At 59.3% G+C, this 15,257-nt stretch carries 18 protein-coding genes and 1 pseudogene; 9 read left to right on the top strand and 10 right to left on the bottom strand.

Annotation, left to right across the window (positions count from 1 at the left end):
• Nucleotides 1-10: 10 nt before the first annotated feature.
• Nucleotides 11-472 carry a hypothetical protein gene (locus tag DOM67_RS19735; protein ID WP_157958780.1) on the bottom strand — a complete coding sequence of 154 codons (462 nt, stop codon included), beginning with the start codon at nucleotides 470-472 and terminating at the stop codon, nucleotides 11-13.
• Between the two features lie 140 nt (nucleotides 473-612).
• Nucleotides 613-891, bottom strand: coding sequence for a hypothetical protein (locus DOM67_RS19730; RefSeq protein WP_157958779.1), 279 nt, complete (start codon nucleotides 889-891; stop codon nucleotides 613-615).
• Nucleotides 892-1,508: 617 nt separating this feature from the next.
• Here DOM67_RS19730 and DOM67_RS03205 point away from each other — a divergent pair.
• The 6 genes and pseudogenes from DOM67_RS03205 (at nucleotide 1,509) to DOM67_RS03185 (ending at nucleotide 4,547) form a co-directional block, all read left to right on the top strand.
• Nucleotides 1,509-1,733 (top strand): hypothetical protein, encoded by a 225-nt coding sequence (locus DOM67_RS03205; RefSeq protein ID WP_110674234.1) that lies wholly within the window; start codon nucleotides 1,509-1,511, stop codon nucleotides 1,731-1,733.
• A 110-nt stretch (nucleotides 1,734-1,843) separates the two neighbouring features.
• Nucleotides 1,844-2,461, top strand: coding sequence for a hypothetical protein (locus tag DOM67_RS03200; RefSeq protein ID WP_110674233.1), 618 nt, complete (start codon nucleotides 1,844-1,846; stop codon nucleotides 2,459-2,461).
• An 83-nt stretch (nucleotides 2,462-2,544) separates the two neighbouring features.
• Nucleotides 2,545-2,934, top strand: a complete 390-nt coding sequence (locus DOM67_RS03195; RefSeq protein WP_110674232.1) for a hypothetical protein — start codon at nucleotides 2,545-2,547, stop codon at nucleotides 2,932-2,934.
• A 103-nt stretch (nucleotides 2,935-3,037) separates the two neighbouring features.
• Nucleotides 3,038-3,877: pseudogene (locus tag DOM67_RS03190) on the top strand (zincin-like metallopeptidase domain-containing protein); the annotation flags it as partial.
• Nucleotides 3,851-4,189, top strand: a complete 339-nt coding sequence (locus DOM67_RS20055) for a DUF3275 family protein (RefSeq protein WP_232825126.1) — start codon at nucleotides 3,851-3,853, stop codon at nucleotides 4,187-4,189. The pseudogene DOM67_RS03190 and the gene DOM67_RS20055, both read left to right, overlap by 27 nt.
• Nucleotides 4,190-4,265: 76 nt before the next feature.
• Nucleotides 4,266-4,547: a hypothetical protein gene (locus DOM67_RS03185; RefSeq protein ID WP_198651710.1), complete on the top strand. Its 282-nt coding sequence runs from the start codon at nucleotides 4,266-4,268 to the stop codon at nucleotides 4,545-4,547.
• 250 nt (nucleotides 4,548-4,797) lie between these two features.
• On the opposite strand, the gene DOM67_RS03180 is transcribed toward DOM67_RS03185, so the two are convergent.
• The 7 genes from DOM67_RS03180 to DOM67_RS03150 form a co-directional block, all read right to left on the bottom strand.
• Nucleotides 4,798-5,292 (bottom strand): hypothetical protein, encoded by a 495-nt coding sequence (locus tag DOM67_RS03180; protein ID WP_110674230.1) that lies wholly within the window; start codon nucleotides 5,290-5,292, stop codon nucleotides 4,798-4,800.
• A 50-nt stretch (nucleotides 5,293-5,342) separates the two neighbouring features.
• Nucleotides 5,343-6,320 carry a fumarylacetoacetate hydrolase family protein gene (locus DOM67_RS03175; RefSeq protein ID WP_110674229.1) on the bottom strand — a complete coding sequence of 326 codons (978 nt, stop codon included), beginning with the start codon at nucleotides 6,318-6,320 and terminating at the stop codon, nucleotides 5,343-5,345.
• Nucleotides 6,320-7,117: a cyclase family protein gene (locus DOM67_RS03170; RefSeq protein ID WP_110674228.1), complete on the bottom strand. Its 798-nt coding sequence runs from the start codon at nucleotides 7,115-7,117 to the stop codon at nucleotides 6,320-6,322. The genes DOM67_RS03175 and DOM67_RS03170 overlap by 1 nt, the downstream gene beginning before the upstream one ends.
• 81 nt (nucleotides 7,118-7,198) lie before the next feature.
• A complete protein-coding gene (locus DOM67_RS03165; RefSeq protein WP_157958778.1) occupies nucleotides 7,199-8,356 on the bottom strand; it encodes a hypothetical protein in 1,158 nt (385 codons plus the stop codon).
• A gap of 207 nt (nucleotides 8,357-8,563) precedes the next feature.
• Nucleotides 8,564-9,724, bottom strand: coding sequence for an alpha/beta fold hydrolase (locus DOM67_RS03160; protein ID WP_110674226.1), 1,161 nt, complete (start codon nucleotides 9,722-9,724; stop codon nucleotides 8,564-8,566).
• Between the two features lie 33 nt (nucleotides 9,725-9,757).
• Nucleotides 9,758-10,876: an FAD-dependent monooxygenase gene (locus tag DOM67_RS03155; RefSeq protein WP_110674225.1), complete on the bottom strand. Its 1,119-nt coding sequence runs from the start codon at nucleotides 10,874-10,876 to the stop codon at nucleotides 9,758-9,760.
• 73 nt (nucleotides 10,877-10,949) lie between these two features.
• Nucleotides 10,950-11,876, bottom strand: coding sequence for a LysR family transcriptional regulator (locus tag DOM67_RS03150; protein ID WP_110674224.1), 927 nt, complete (start codon nucleotides 11,874-11,876; stop codon nucleotides 10,950-10,952).
• A gap of 256 nt (nucleotides 11,877-12,132) precedes the next feature.
• Here DOM67_RS03150 and DOM67_RS03145 point away from each other — a divergent pair, with 256 nt between their 5' ends.
• The gene (locus tag DOM67_RS03145; protein WP_110674223.1) at nucleotides 12,133-13,080 is read left to right on the top strand and encodes a VOC family protein; all 948 of its coding nucleotides are present in this window, start codon (nucleotides 12,133-12,135) and stop codon (nucleotides 13,078-13,080) included.
• A 5-nt stretch (nucleotides 13,081-13,085) separates the two neighbouring features.
• Nucleotides 13,086-13,445 carry a Rieske 2Fe-2S domain-containing protein gene (locus DOM67_RS03140; protein WP_198651707.1) on the top strand — a complete coding sequence of 120 codons (360 nt, stop codon included), beginning with the start codon at nucleotides 13,086-13,088 and terminating at the stop codon, nucleotides 13,443-13,445.
• 271 nt (nucleotides 13,446-13,716) lie between these two features.
• Here DOM67_RS03140 and namA read toward each other — a convergent pair whose 3' ends face one another.
• Nucleotides 13,717-14,763, bottom strand: a complete 1,047-nt coding sequence (namA, locus tag DOM67_RS03135; protein ID WP_110674221.1) for an NADPH dehydrogenase NamA — start codon at nucleotides 14,761-14,763, stop codon at nucleotides 13,717-13,719.
• Nucleotides 14,764-14,873: 110 nt separating this feature from the next.
• Between namA and DOM67_RS03130 the strand changes: the two genes are divergently transcribed.
• Complete coding sequence (locus DOM67_RS03130) at nucleotides 14,874-15,245, top strand: helix-turn-helix domain-containing protein (RefSeq protein WP_110674220.1); 372 nt, start codon at nucleotides 14,874-14,876, stop codon at nucleotides 15,243-15,245.
• Nucleotides 15,246-15,257: the final 12 nt, after the last annotated feature.

Genomic DNA, 15,257 nt, shown 5'->3' with positions numbered 1-15,257 from the left:
AACGCATAGGTTATGCATCAGTCACTTGATTAAAGACATCTTTCAAGGCCTGAACTCTATTGGAAAAGGCGTCTTCCCGTGTCTGGATTAACTTATTAAGCTGATTGATTTCCTGTATATATTCTTGGCGTGTGCTGTTCAGGACGCTACTGTTGAAGCTTTCAGCAGCTCCATCTAGCGCGTTTTGGAGTGGTTCGACGGCTTTTTCATGTGACTCTCTTTCAGCCAGCAATTGCTGCTTCAAAATTGACGCAGTACTCTCTTTTGTTTTCGCAACTTCTAGTTCTTTCTCTGCCCAGAGATATCCGGATCCGCCACCTATAAGACTTACTAAAGAAAAAAAGCACAAAATTATGATGGTTTCTTTGAAAGAATGTCCACCGCTCTTGCTGCCCTCTATAATTCGGTAGCAAAGATAAACAAGCATGGCGACGAGCCCTAAGTAGCCAAACTTCAAAAATTCAGAAACCACATTCTCTCCTTAACGTGCATAACGGCTAAGCTCATTCGCCGCTGGAGCAGTCTAAGCCTGCGGAGGGAGCCCGAAGCGCTAGAGCACTTCGGGAGGTCAAATGCAGCGATTCATTATACGCGACATCTGGAGCTTATCATCTATTGCCCGTACTCAATTGCGCATGTCGGGCAGTAGGTGTCACCCGCAACAGCAAAATTTTTGCAGCCAGGGCCACCACACTTCTCAACGAGAGAAGGTTCGATGGAGTCTTCGTAAATGTGTTTCTGATTATTAGTCAGAGGTTTCTTTTCTTCTCCCAGAATCTGTCGTGCGATTCCAGCCATTGGCCCACTAGAATTCTCGGCAATATACTTTAAAGCCCGCCGTTTTTCATCGTCCGGTAGTTCCTTGGCGGCTTCTTTCCACTCATCTGGCATGATCTTTCCTCAATGTGTAACAGGTATTAGGCTGCCAGCTCGTTTATTGGCATGAGCGAGCTGGGACGTTCATTTGTGTCATGCCGCATGTTGTTTTCTATCTGTCTCATTGGAGTTAAAAGAAGTTGGTTGTGGTTGGGCGGCATAGCACCAATCATCTTGCCGGCGCTTATAATACGACTGAACGAACATGCCACGTTTGCCGGAAGCGCCGCTTAGGGCCGAAAACGACTCATCCTATCGACATGCCAACCCGTGACCTTGGGGTAGATCCGCTCACCTTATGCCCGAGGCTGTATCCTGCGAATGTAAATTAATGTTCTCTCAAGTTCCACCCATTTAGACTATGGCAGTAGCTCGAGGCCGCGTTTGGTGTTCAGCGAGGGCAGGGCAGCGCCGGTCTGGCAGGTGACTCTTGCAGCTCATCATCTAGTCCAGCTATCCTCAGCTAGTACGCCGCTGGTCACTGACGGTCATCAGTGACGCCCTTTGCCTTCGGGCAATCCCGAAGCCGTAACGCATCCCGAAAGACGGCGCTCATCGCGAGCCGGATGCAACTCACCCTCCCAGGGAGATCTCCCTGGCGGGGAATCTCCCTTTAAATTCAGGAGATTCCCATGAAGCACTCGATAAGCCTCTACGACGCGCTCCGCGCGATCGATGTTCCAGCCGACAAGGCCCGGAATGTGATTGACGCCCTGGAGGATGACATGCGGGATATCGCCAGCAAGCAAGACTTGAGGGATCTCGAGCAGCGCATCACGCAAACGCTCACGATCCGTCTCGGTGGCATGTTGGTCGCCGCTGTCGGCTTCCTCTCAGCGATCAAGTTCTTCAGCTGATCGCAATCTAGCCCTCGCCGCTGCGGCGTGCTCTGGACCTTACCCATCAGGGGAACACCTCCCCGATGGGGCCGGTGTATCTCCTGAATCCTCACTTCAGGAGCCACACCATGAAACTCCATCAGTTCCTCAACCTCTCCGCGCTGCTGGTCATCATGCTGCCCGATGTCATCCCCGAGCCACTGCGGTGGACGTGGCTGACGTTCGTGTCGCTGTGGTGGCTCAACGCACTCGGTATCGTCAAGATCGGCCTGCTCGGTCGTACCTTGCCGAACAGCTTTTGGAGCCCAGTCAGTGCCTTCTGGCTGCTCCGGGTCGCCGCTGCCGCGCCCGCAGATCTTCTCGGTCGTTCGACCGTCGAACCTCGGCCTAAGCGCTCCACTCGGACGCAAAGCCATACGTCTGCCGGCCCCAAGTCGGAGCGTCGTGATGACGGGACCATCGTTGCCCTAGGCAACGCCCCTTACGAGTTCAAGTCGGGTAACCGCCTGAGCTTCTACATCACGCTGCAAGACGATCGAGGCCAGGAACGCACCGTGTGGGGCGTTGACCTGCGCCGCGTGGCGCGTGAAACCAACTCGGAAGTCGGACAGCGGGTGATTCTCGAGTTTCTCGGGAAAACCCCTGTCGACGTCTCCGAGCCGGTCCGCAACGTCCATGGCGTCGTGGTAGGGCACCGCAAGGTCCGCACTCACCGCAACACCTGGCGGGCGACGGTCGTCGGCTGATCCACTCAAGCAGCATCCATCCCATGGGGAAGTTTCCTTCCCCATGGGGCGAGGACTTCCCCAATTTTTGAGGAGAAGTTCTCATGCAATCCAATGCCACTATCCGCATCGACCTCACTGCCAAAGCGCAGCGCCTAGGACTCTGCCCTGAACGTCACGACGTGATGGTGCAGATGGAGCAGCCACTCATCAACGAGGTGGCCGCGCTCTTCGACTCAGCGGCATCGCTTCATCCTGCTCTGGATCAGCTGCACTGGATAGAGCGCCTGGACGCCTTCCTGACCGAGGCTCGCCAGAAGCTCGCTGACGCCCCCTCAGGGGCGCGCGCGTTCGACTTCGAGGTATCCGCGCCTCACCGCTCGGGGGCACTGCTGTTGCCCCTGGGCGTCGAGGTGCACGCCGAGATCGAACGTCTCTACGACAAGCACGTGCTGGTGTTCTCGCTTCAAGGGCGGGATCGCCTCGCCGCCTGATCTCTAACCCAATCAGCCCGGTTCGCCGGGCTTTTCCCTCCACCCCGACCGGGATCCTCTCCCGGCGGGTGAGAATCCCGGTCGTCAGCTTGAGGTGCTGACGATGTCTGATATCTACCAAGCGATCACCAACCAGATTCTGGGCAGTCTCGAAGCGGGGTATCTGCCAGGCATTGGCAATCCCTGGGACCCGTCCAGCCGGACGCCACTCATTCCCTGCAACGCTGTCTCCGGGCGGCAATACCAGGGCATCAACGTGCCGCTGCTATGGGGCATGGCCGACAAGCGTAAGTATTCGCAGGACCGGTGGCTCACCTTTCGCCAAGCCAAGGAGGCGGGCGGTTCGGTGCGCAAGGGAGAGCGGAGCACGCTGGCCTGTTTCTACAAACCCATGAAGCGCCAGATCCTCGATGACGCCGGCGAGCCGGTGCTGGACGAGGAGGGCAACCCCAAGGAGAAGAGCTTCGCAATCCTCCGCGGGTTCAACCTCTTCAACGTCGACCAGTGCGACGGGCTTCCTGATGCGATCACCAATCCTCCGCCGGCTGGTGGCGAGGCGTTCGACGGCTTCGAGACGCTGGACGATTTCATCTCGGGCTGTGGCATCAAGGTTACGCACTCGCTGGATCGAGACGAGGCGTGTTACCTCCCAAGGCAAGATCGGGTGCTGCTACCCGTGAAGTCGCGATTCCACAGCGCGGAGAGCTACTTTAGCGTGGCTCTACATGAACTCACCCACGCGACCGGCCACGAGTCACGGCTGGCGCGTCCTGGTATCACCGAGTTCGATGACTTCGGTTCGCCGCAATATGCCTTCGAGGAGCTGATCGCGCAGATGGGCTCAGCCTTTCTGTGCGGGCACTTCGGTATTCGTAACGAGGCCTTCGATGCCGCCTACATCGCCAATTGGATCGAGGTGTTGCAGTCGGACAAGAAGGCCATTTTTCGCGCCTCTGGCGCGGCACGCCTAGCAGCGGAATTCCTGAAGCAGGTTCATCAGGAAAACCGCCCGCAGGCATCGACCGATCAATCGCTCAAGGCGAGCGCCGAAGCCAAGCTGACGCGTCGGCCCCAGGCGGATGATCAAGACATCGAGCTGTTCGGGCACCAGTGGCCACTGGGTGACAGCGTAAAGCTGGACTCCACCGTCGATCGGGGCACCTTGCGTGCCCAGATATCTCGGCTGAAGCAGCTCGGCTATGAACTCGATACCGCGACACAGACCTGGATCTATTCAGCTGTGGCAGCGGCCTAACTCAGATTCAGTTAACCCCCTAGGGACGAAGCCGCCCCGATGGGGGCGACTCGTCCCTCCACCCCTGGAGAGCATCATGGACATGAATCAAGAACCCAACCCGGCTGTGTTTGCAGACCTATCGGAACAGCAGCTTTGCAACATCGAAGATGTGCTGTCCAACGACGAGGTGTCGTCCGACGAAGAGCTGGTCGATTACTTCATCGAGGAAGGCATTCCTGCAGACGCCGCGAAAGAGCCTGTCGCTTACCGGAATCGCTATCTCCTCAACATCTACAAGGCTGGGCACGGTCCGATCCGTGAGGATCGCGAGACGCTGCGGTACGACCCCTACAAGAGGGAATTCGTGCCCGACTGAACCAATCCAAAAATCTTGCTATCTGACCTCGCTCCATAAGGAGCGAGGCCTTTTCAGGGGCATGCCTTAAGCTCGCTTCCATCACAAAGCGCATTCGTATTGTCATAGAGTTTCATGAGAACGGCATTAGCCGCACCTGAAGTCGCTATTCTCTAGGGCCCACGCTTGCCATTTCGATTCAGGAATATTCCTGAATTAGTCTTCTAAGTGTCGCGGCGCCAAAATCATGTTGATCCTCTTTGGGGTCCAGTTAAGGTTGAGCTATAAGGGCTCGCTGTCTCGCATAGGCCAGAGTGACCTGGATGCTAGCGTGTGCCACCCAGGTCGCAACCAGCGCGCCGTAGGCCATCTTGGCCGCCAGTAACACGGCAAAGTCGATGTTGGCCCCGGCAATGGCCCACAAGAGGACAGTGCCGCAAGGACTACCCGCCAGGGTCGTCAGCAGGGCAATCAGCAGGCTGCGCGCGAATGGATGACGCGGCAGTCGCCAGGTCCTGCCGGCCACCGCGTCCAGTTGCCCTCGCGCTAACTTGCGGCGCGTCGTCAACGCAGGCAACAGCGCGCTCATCAACGACAGCATGAAGGTCTGCGGCAGAAAGTCGACGGCGGCGCCCCTGGGCCCCCACAGCGGTGCCGGGTGGCTATCGCCGAACAGGGCGAACACGAAGGCGGCGCTGATCAGGGCACTGATTACGGCGGCGATCGCTGCCTCCTTTCTGATGGCGCGCTTCAGTTCGTGAGTCATGGCGTTCTCGCTGGGTTGTTGTGTGGTTGTCATTCCCGTGTCTCTCGGTTCTATTGATGAACCATCACCTGCTGGCGAATGACACCGAACAGCGGCGTGTCATCGGCTTGGCGCGCCTCCATGTGGACCCGGTCACCAGCCTGCAGGAAAGGCGTGCGTGCTTCACCCAAGTCGAAGATTTCCGCCGCGCGACGCTCGGCAATGCAGGCGGAGCCCACCTGGCGAAAATCGGGATTCGACACGGTGCCCGAACCGATCACCGTGCCCGCCGGCAGATCGCGGGAGTAGGCCGCGTGGGCGACCAGTTCGTGAAAGCCCACCGCCATGGCAGCGCCGTTGGGGTGTCCAAACGGCGCGTCGTTGACGGAGATTCTTAGGTCCAGTGCGACACGCCCCTCCCGCCAGCTGGCGCCCAGCTCATCGGGTGTCACGGCAACCGGTGCCATCGAGCAGCGCGGCTTGCACTGGAGCATGCCGAATCCGCTTTTCATCTCGATCGGTCCCAGGTAGCGCAGGCTCCAATCGTTGACCTGGACAATCAGGCGTATCGCCTCCATGCCGGTCTCAGCATCAGCGGACATCCCGACTGCCCCGGTGATTACCGCGAACTCACCCTCGAAATCGATGTTGTCCTGCACCGAGGGGAACGCACTGGGCTCAACTGATGACTGGAAACGGTCGGAAATGCCCTGATACATCAGCGGTCGTCCCAGCGCATGGCGTGCCTCCAGCTTGAAGACCTGCTCCATCAGTTCGCCATGGCTGTCGAAGGCCGAGCCGTCCAGCCACTGCCAGGCCCGAGGCAGCGGCGCCATGGCCTCGGCAGGATCGAAGGGCCGGGCATCGTCCAGGCAGCCTTCATTGAGTCGGTGGTACTGCGCCTCAAGGTGCGGTGCCACTGCCTCCCAGCGCTCCAGGGCCTCCTGTAGCGTCGAGGCTGCTTCCGACGGCACCGTTATGGCGTTGCGGCGGCAGACCAGATGCAGGCGGCCATCAGGATGGCCATTGGCAAGCGTCGCGAATCGCATCATTCACTCCTTGGTTGGGTGGGCACCAACGCGACCGGTCGGCACCAGCCGGCCGAGGCACGGGCGATCTTCACCGGCAGACACATGACCTCGAAGCCGGTGGCGGGCAGCCGATGGAGGTTGCCCAACTTCTCCATATGGCAAAACACGGTTTCCGCTCCCGCCTTGTGGCCCTCCCAGAACAGCGAGGCATCGCCAGTTTCGCGCACGCGCGCCACCTGACTGGCCAGGGGCGGATCCCAGCTCCATGCATCCGTGCCGGCAATTTTCACGCCACGTTGGGTCAGATAGAGCGTGGCTTCGCGGCCGAAACCGCACCCCGACGCCACGTAGTCGTCCTGGCCATAGCGTTCGCCGGCCCGGGTGTTGACGAGCACGATGTCTCCGGGGCTCAGTTCGTGGCCGATACGTTCGAGCTCGGCAGCGACCTCGGCGGCACTCAACCGGTGCCCGTCCGGGAACGCCCGGAAGTCGAGCTTGACGCCGGGGCCGATACACCACTCCAGCGGTACCTCGTCGATGGTCATCGCCGGTTTGCCGCCGTCCATGGTGGGGTGATAGTGCCAGGGAGCGTCCATGTGGGTGCCAGCGTGGGTGCTCATCATGCAGCGTTCGACGGCTGCGCCCTTGCCCTCCAGTTGCTGATCAACGCCGATGCCGAAGATCTCCTCGAAGTCACGGGCGCCCTGGTCATGATCGATATAGTCGATCTGCGGCCCCAGGCCGGGCGGGTCCGAGGCGATGCCGGCGGTGAGACTTACCGCCAGGTCTATCAATATCTTGCCTTGGGTCAGCATGATGGTCTCCATAGTGAGGCTGACGTTGTCGAAATACTGAGCGCTTTGGCGGTCCGCGCCGCGAGGGAAGGACCGGGCGCCTCAGAATGAGAGCGTGACCCCGGTGACGAAGACGTCGTCGATCTTGTCGCTGTCCACGCCCTGATAGCGCTTGTAGTCGAAAAAGACGCCCTGGCCATACATGGACGCGGTGAGGCCTGCTCCGATCACGGCGTAGGTGGATTCGTCGTTGAGCTCGTTCAGCGTATTCGCGTATTCCTGTTCGATACCGATCGTGGCGCTGGGCAGCCATTGCAAGCCAAATGTCTGACGCGGCGCCCGTTGCAGCGTGAAGTGCGCCCAGGCCAGGCCGAAGTCCTCGTTGGCGCCGTTGACTCCGGTGACTTCCGGAAGGTCGATGTCGCCGAGGCGGGGGGTGGTTCGACCCAGGTCACTGTGGTGGTAGAGCACCCCGAAACGGGGATGGGCCAGCGTGCCGTCCGGCAGCCAGCTGGTCTCGTCTCCGAGCCAGGAGCCGACCAGATCAGCCTGTAGATAGTAGCGATCGTCATCCTGCTTCTGGCGGAGATTGGCGGCCCCATAGGGGGTGGGAACGTCGTAGACGCGATTCTCGGTTTCCCCCCACAGGTACAGTCCGCGTGTGGCAATGCCCCAGTGGTCGTTGAACTTCTGCAGGTAGTCGAGACGCAGGCCTCGGCTATCCCGGATCACCTTGGTTCCGCTAAGCTGGTCTTCGCTCTCGAAATTATTGGTAATCAGCCCGACACCCCACATGATATTTTCGTTGGGTAAATGCAGAAATTCGATGGTGCCGTGATAAAGTTCGTCCTCCAGGTCCAGCGCATGGGGTTCGGAACTGCCGTACGTATACTCCCCATTGATGCGCAGAAAGCTGGCCCCGGAAGAAGCAGGCAGCTCGATCATCACATTGAGAGGAGTAATCAGGACATCATGATCCTCACGGAAATCATCGAGTGTTGGATTACCGTCCTTGGCGCCATAGGCAAAGCGTGCCGCCCCCATCCGCGACTGCGCCTGGCCAAACTTTTCGTTTGAGAAGAAGGGGTGCAGCAGCCCGGCGTCGCCGAGATTGATCAGTGAGCGCGCCCCCTGGGAAAGTCGAGGTAACTGAGGCTGCTCGGCCCCGTGAGTGTGCGAGGGCTGTGTCAGGGCTAGGGCTGACTGAGCTATGAGAAGGGAGATCGCAGTGACCCCCGTGAGGTTGATCTTCTTGGACATCGTGAGCTCTCTATAGTTATTGTATCGAAATGATATTCGAGATGCTTTTTTTTAAGGGCTTTGAAAGGCGTGTGGCGAATGGCTGTTCAATACCTTAAGGCTCACGATGTGCTTTGAAAAAACACTTTTGCCGATGCCAGTTATTGATGCAGTGAATGTGTTTTAAATAGACAGTAAAGCCCTTCCGGGTTTGTTCGGAAGGGGGGGTTAGGCAGTTAGGCCGCCTAGTGTTTCGGCAAACCAATCGGCGATGTAGTGTTTTCCGAAGCTCATGTTATCCGCGCCGACATGTTCAATGCCGCCTTCCCTTTCCGTAAATACCTTTAACTCGCGGCGCGGGCAGTTAATTAATTGTTCATACGATTGGTGGGCGTAGTCGAGGCTAATCTGGCGATCCTTGGCGCCGTGGGTTATCAGGAAGGGAACTTGGATACGGCCCATGACACCATCCAGTGTCATGCCTGCTGCGCGACGGAAGAAATCGTCGCGATCGCTGGCGCCGAACACCCACTGGACGTGATTCCAGTAATGGGGAACAGGGTTCTCCCCCTCGCGCTGCAGCCGTTTTTGCTGTACTTCCGCCCAGTTGTGGTTGGCACCCCACACCGCCCCCGATGCAAATCGGGGCTCCATGGCGCAGATACGAGGGGCATAGTAGCCGCCCAGGGAAATGCCGGTGATGCCGATGCGGTTGGCATCGACCCGGGGTTGGGCCGCGAGCCATTCGTAGACCGGTGTTCCCCACAGTTCGGCTTGCCAGGTAGCGCGCAGATCTTGTAGGCGCAGACTCTCTCCGGTGCCCGGTTGATCCACGCATAGGCAGCTGATGCCCCGACGCGCGAGCTCTTCCGGCAAGCGGGACCACCACAGCAGTTCCTTGCAGCTATCCAGCCCGTTGAGAAAGACCACGGCCGGGGCGGGCCCCTCGACCCCCTGGGCTTGGCTGAAGAGAACGGCGATTCGCTTGTCGCCATAAGGAATCTCGTATCTCGCCACGTTCAACGTGCCCAGCCGTGCACCATCGTCGAAGCTCTTGCGCCCCTTTTGGAAAGTTGCCAGCCGGTTCTCGGATCCCTGGGCCTGCATGCGTTCGGCGATCAGGTAATACAGGGAGGCGCGGTGCAGCTTGTCGCTGGCCGAGAAGCCGCGCCCTGAGGCGCTGTCCTCGTATGCCAGCGACACCAGCTGGTCGGCCTTGCGCACCCAGGCCTGCAGGAAAGCCTGGGTGCCGATGTCCTCCCCTTCTCGGGAAGCCTCGAGAAGCGGCTGACACATATCCATGATCTCGCCGAGCTTGGCACCGCTCTCCATGGCGATGGCGACGGAGAGATTCCAGACATAGTTGGGGAAATAGTTGAACAGTGCCATACGAAACGGCTCCTTGCTGAAGAGTGAAGGGATTCAAAGCAGCTCGGCCATGAGCGACACGCATTGTCGGTTGATCTCGGCCGGATCCACGTCGCGGCGTTTGCCCATCTGCATGTCGCCGATCGCCAGCGAGTTGAGGTTGACGAAGCGGCATCGCTCGATGCGCCGTTCGCGATAGCGGCACAGTGAAGGCTCCAGGGCATCGCCGCTTGCCAATTCGTCGGCCAGCACCAGAGCGTCCTCGATCGCCATACCGGCGCCCTGAGCGAGATGGGGAGTCGAGGCGTGGACGGCATCGCCCAGCAGCACCACCCGGCCCCTGTGCCATTCGTCTTCCAGAAAGACCACCTCGAGGGGCTTGGCGACGATGCCGGCACTATCGGTCACGTTGTCCATCAGCTTCTGGATCTGCGGTGCCGCATGGATGGCGCGCTTATGCATCAGTGCATGGGCCTGCTCGTGCTCCAGCCGGAAGTCGTCAGGCTCCTCGCTGAGCATGAACAAGTACATCAACTCCTTGGAGAGCGGCGTGAGGCCGCCATTGACGCGGCCGTAGAAGAGCTGAATGCCGGTTACGTCCGCGGGACGCGGCATGTTGTAGCGCCACACCCATTGGCCGGTATAGCGCGGCTTCGGCGCCTGTGGGAACAGCGTCTGGCGAGTCTGAGAGAAGATGCCGTCGGCCCCCACCATCAGATGGAAGGAATCGCGGCTCCCATCGCTTAGGGTGACCTCGACTGCGTCCCCACTGTCTTCCCACTGTTCGACGACGATCCCCAGGTGGATGTCGGTTCCCAGTTCGTGGGCCTTGCCGGCCAGGATGCTCTGTAGTGAGGTGCGCCGGATGCCCACGTTCGACGGCAGGTGTTCCCCTGCCAGCCGGGGGGCCGTAAAGGCAAACAGCGGATCTCCCTGCGGTCCGAAGCCCTGCGTGGTGTCGAAACCATAGGACTGCGCCAAGTAGTCCTCGAGGACGCCTATCTCCTGCATGGCGCGCAGAACGTTGAACTGTTGAATGATACCCACACCGCTGGCGGGCCAGTGGGGGGTCTTCTCTACCAGCGTTACCGCAAAGCCCTGGCGGCGCAGCGCGATGGAAGCCGTCAAGCCGCCGATACCACCACCGACTACGAGAATCTTTTCTTGTGTCATATCAATTACCTCCCAAGGCGACCCTAGTGAGCTAGCGGTTGCGATAAAAATTGAGGCTTCCCATTGCTGGTATTCACGTCACTGATGACAGGCCCGACGACATCGATGATGCGGCGCGATGCATCAGATCGGTCAGCCAGCGGATACCGGGATCCTGGTCTCGGTAGGCATGCCACTGGATACGCTCTTCGAGCAGCGGCATGTCGAAGGGGAGCGGGTGGATGTCGATGGCGACATGATCGCGGTAGCGTAGTGCCAGATGCTTGTGCACGGTCGCCACTCGCTCACTGCCGCTGATGAGCTGAGGGAGCGAGGCGAAGGTGTAGCTGGTCAGCGCGATGTCGCGATGGATGCCACGCTGTGCCAGCCACTGCTGCTCGAACGTTGCCCCACCTCTCGTTGGCACCATCTGTACATGGCGTGACTCGGTGTAGCGCTCCATGGTCATGAGCCTGCCGTGGTGACGGCTATGGGCGCAGGTGATGCAGACATACTCTTCGCTGAACAGATGCTCGCTGGGGTGATCGGCAGAAGTCAGCGCTCCGGGGGCTATCAGCACGTCGGCCTCACCCTTTTCGATGGCTCGGTAGGGAGACTCGATCTGTGGCAGGAGCTGGAAGCGGATGCTAGAAGACTCGTTGTCGGCCAGTTCAAGCACCTTCGGCATCAGGGTCGACATGGTGAAGTCCGACAGGATGATGCGGAAATCGCGCGTCGACTGGCTGGGATCGAAGGTGAGATCGGTGGCGACTGTTGCCTCGATACGAACCAGAATATCGCGTACCGAGTGCTTGATGGCTTGCGCGCGAGGCGTCAGTTCCATCCGTCGACCGACCTGGACCAGCAAGGGGTCGTCGAAGTAGCTCCTGAGCCGAGTGAGGGCGTTCGACATCGCTGACTGGGTCAGATTCATGCGTTCGGCCGCCCGGCTCACGGACTTGAGCGTCAGCATGTGATCGAGTGCCACCAGCAGATTGAGATCCAACTTATTGAAGTGCATGGCGTGTCACGGAAGTCGTTATCGTAATTATGTGAATCATTTATGCCTCGGATAGCAAAGCTCTGTGAAATGGATTTCATGAATGAATTAATGGATATCATGAATGGGTGAGTTAGCAGTCATTCATTCACATGATCCATTGGTCTAATCACGCGGAACCATTTTTCACGTGCCGCCATTCCCTCTAGCGTTACCTCATCGAGACAATGGATGCTCGGCATCCCATAACATCAACAACTCAGCCGACGAGGCAGCTATGCGAATCATGGGACCCGACGAGGTCGTGTTTGGCGTCGACGATGTCGAAGCGTCGAGAACCTTCCTGGTGGATTTCGGACTGGAGGAACAGCGGCAAGCTGACGGCAGCCTGCGTTTCGCCGCGCTGGATGGCACCGCCATCCGCATTCATCATCGAGAGGCGCAGGGGCTACCCGCTCCGCTGCCGACCGCCAACAGCCTGCGCCAGACGGTATGGGGCGTGGAGGATCAGGCGGCGCTGGACACCATCGCCGAGGAGCTCTCGCGAGACCGCGAGGTGCGTGCCCTGCCGGGGGGCGGAATTGGCTGCCAGGACGACGCGGGCTTCGAGATTGCCTTCCAGGTCACGGTACGGCGCCAGCTCGACCTGCCGCCCGAACGGATCAACTCGCCAGGCGCGGCACCGGGGCGGGGCGCCAATCAGATCGGCGCCGACGAGACGGCCCCGGCGTTACCGAGGACGCTGTCTCACGTGGTGTACTTCACCCCGGACATGGAGCGTATGCAGCGTTTCTACATCGACCGGCTGGGCTTCGTGGTCACCGATCACTTCACCAACACCGGCCCGTTCCTGCGCCCCCAAGCCAACGACGATCACCATGTGCTGTTCCTGCTGCAGACGCCGGATTACATGCAGGGGCTGGAGCACGTGGCGTTCCATATGCAGGGGCCATCCGAACTGATGTTGGCCGGTACCCGCATGATCAACAAGGGCTACGAAAGCTTCTGGGGGCCGGGCAAGCACAAGTTCGGCTCCAACTGGTTCTGGTACTTCAACTCGCCAATGGGTGTGCATGTCGAGTACGACGCCGACATGGACAAGCACGACGAGCGCTGGACGGCGCGTGAAGCCCCTTCCAACGCCGAGACGTCCCAGCTATTCCTGTTCCAGAGCACGTCCAAATGGGCTCCGATGGGAGGTCCGCCTCCAGGCAATAGGAAATGAAGTCGATGGCGCCACGCTGGCAGCATCTCGCCAGGCTGGACGAGATCCCCGTCGGAGAATCGAAGGGGTTCGATCTGCACGGCGAAGGACGGGACAGCTTATTCGTGGTCCGGACGGGTGAAGCCTCCGTGGTGGCCTATCAGAATGCGTGCCCGCATGTGGCGGGGGCACGCATGGCCTGGAAGAAGGACCGATTCATGAGTAGCGATGGTCGACATATTACCTGCTTCGGCCACGGTGCCCTGTTCCGGCCGGAAGACGGGTTCTGCGTGTCGGGGCCATGCCAGGGGCAGTATCTAGCCACGGTGGAGATCGCCATCCGAGAGGGGGAGCTCCACCTGCGCCTGGACGAATTGGCTAACTAGGCATGAACTTCTAAAGAATTAGAGGATGAGGGCAGGTATGTTGAAAGAAAGTCTTGATTTTGATGACGACTCTTCGCTCTTGGCCGTAAGGTGGCGATCTTGGGTGACCTCGCCGTTGTAGATAAACGGTCGGAGAATCGCTGCGTTAGATCAATAGTCTCGGTGATCGGCCGTACACGAAAGAATACCAAAGGTACATAGCCTTAAATTTTCGGTGGATGTGGCAGCGGCCCAGTAACTGGGCCCGGGCCGCTCTCTCCGAGTAATGAATTCAGGCAGTGGTCTTAGTGTTCAGCCAAACAGCGCCATATCGAGTGAAGGGCTTGGGAATGTCGATGGACTCCTGTAGGTCGTCCGCCGCGCTGCGTACCCAAAAGGGATCCCTTAGCATCTGGCGTCCGATGAAGACCAAGTCGGCCCTGCCATTCTGCAGTATTTCCTCGGCTTGACGCCCATTCTGAATGAGGCCGACCGCGCCAGTGGCGATGTCCAGGTGCTTGCGCAGCATTTCCGCTGCGGGTACCTGGTAGTTCGGATAGGACTCGACTTTCACCATCTTGATCCCCCCCGAACTGCAGTCGATCAGGTCTACACCTTGTTCCTTCATCCAGCGGCCGTACTCGAGGAAGGCTTCGGGAGTATTCCCGCCCGCGGCATGATCGGTACTGGAAATGCGCACGAAGAGAGGGCGCTCTCCCCAATACTTCTTCACCTCGTCGATGACTTCCCGCACGATTCGGTACCGGCGTTGAGCATCGCCGCCATATTCGTCATTACGGGTATTGGCCAGTGGCGACAGGAACTCGTTGAGTAGATAACCGTGGGCCGTGTGGATTTCCAGTATGTCGAATCCGGCTTCGACAGCGCGTCTTGCGGCCTGGCCGAACGCTTCCACGATCCTGGCGATCTCGTCGGGTTCCAGCGCATGGGGAACAGGGGACTCCTCGGTGAAAGGAATGGCGGAGGGAGCGACCCGAGTGACATTGGGCAGGTCCGCGTTGCGGCCAGCATGACCTATCTGCGCGCCGACCTTGGCTCCAAAGCCGTGCAGTAGCGCCACCAGCTCTTTCAGCCCGGCGACATGGGCATCACTCCAGATGCCGAGATCGCCTTTTCCAATGCGAGCATCGGCTTCCACCGCAAGCGTCTCCGGGAAAACGAGTCCGACCTGCCCCTGGGCTCGAGCACCGTAATGCACGCGATGCCAATCCGTGACAAAGCCATCTTCTTCCGCGCTGTGCATGCACATCGGCGACATGACCACGCGGTTGCGCAGTTTGAGACCTTTGAATTCGAACGGGGATAGCAACAAGCTCATATCGAGACTCCATGGGTTTAGCGTGGAATCGATGCTAATCTCTGCACGTGATTTTTGTAAGTACGCACAGTTTTGTATGGTAGGCACATTTTTTATACCTGGGAGAGGATATGAAGCTTGGCATTCCTCACGGCGAGGCGGAGGCATTTGCTTGCCCCGTGACCTTTACGGTCGATGTGATAGGGGGAAAGTGGAAGGCGCTGATTCTCTTTCACCTGATGTCAGAGACTCGGCGCTTCAATCAGCTTCGGCGGCTGATGCCCGAGATAACCCAGCGCATGCTGACGCTACAGCTTCGCGAGCTGGAGGCGGATGACATCATTCACCGGGAGGTCTACCGGGAAGTACCGCCCAAGGTGGAGTACTCGCTGGCACCTCTCGGAGAGACGCTGGTGCCTCTGATCACCGCCATGCGCGACTGGGGGGCGGCGCATGAAGAAGAAGTCCTGTCCCGGCGCCAGCGGGCTCGGGAGACGAGTTGAGGGGAGTGCGCG

The organism is Salinicola sp. RZ23 (assembly GCF_003206675.1).
Lineage (GTDB): Bacteria > Pseudomonadota > Gammaproteobacteria > Pseudomonadales > Halomonadaceae > Salinicola > Salinicola endophyticus.
This window is presented reverse-complemented; position numbering and strand designations above follow the sequence as displayed.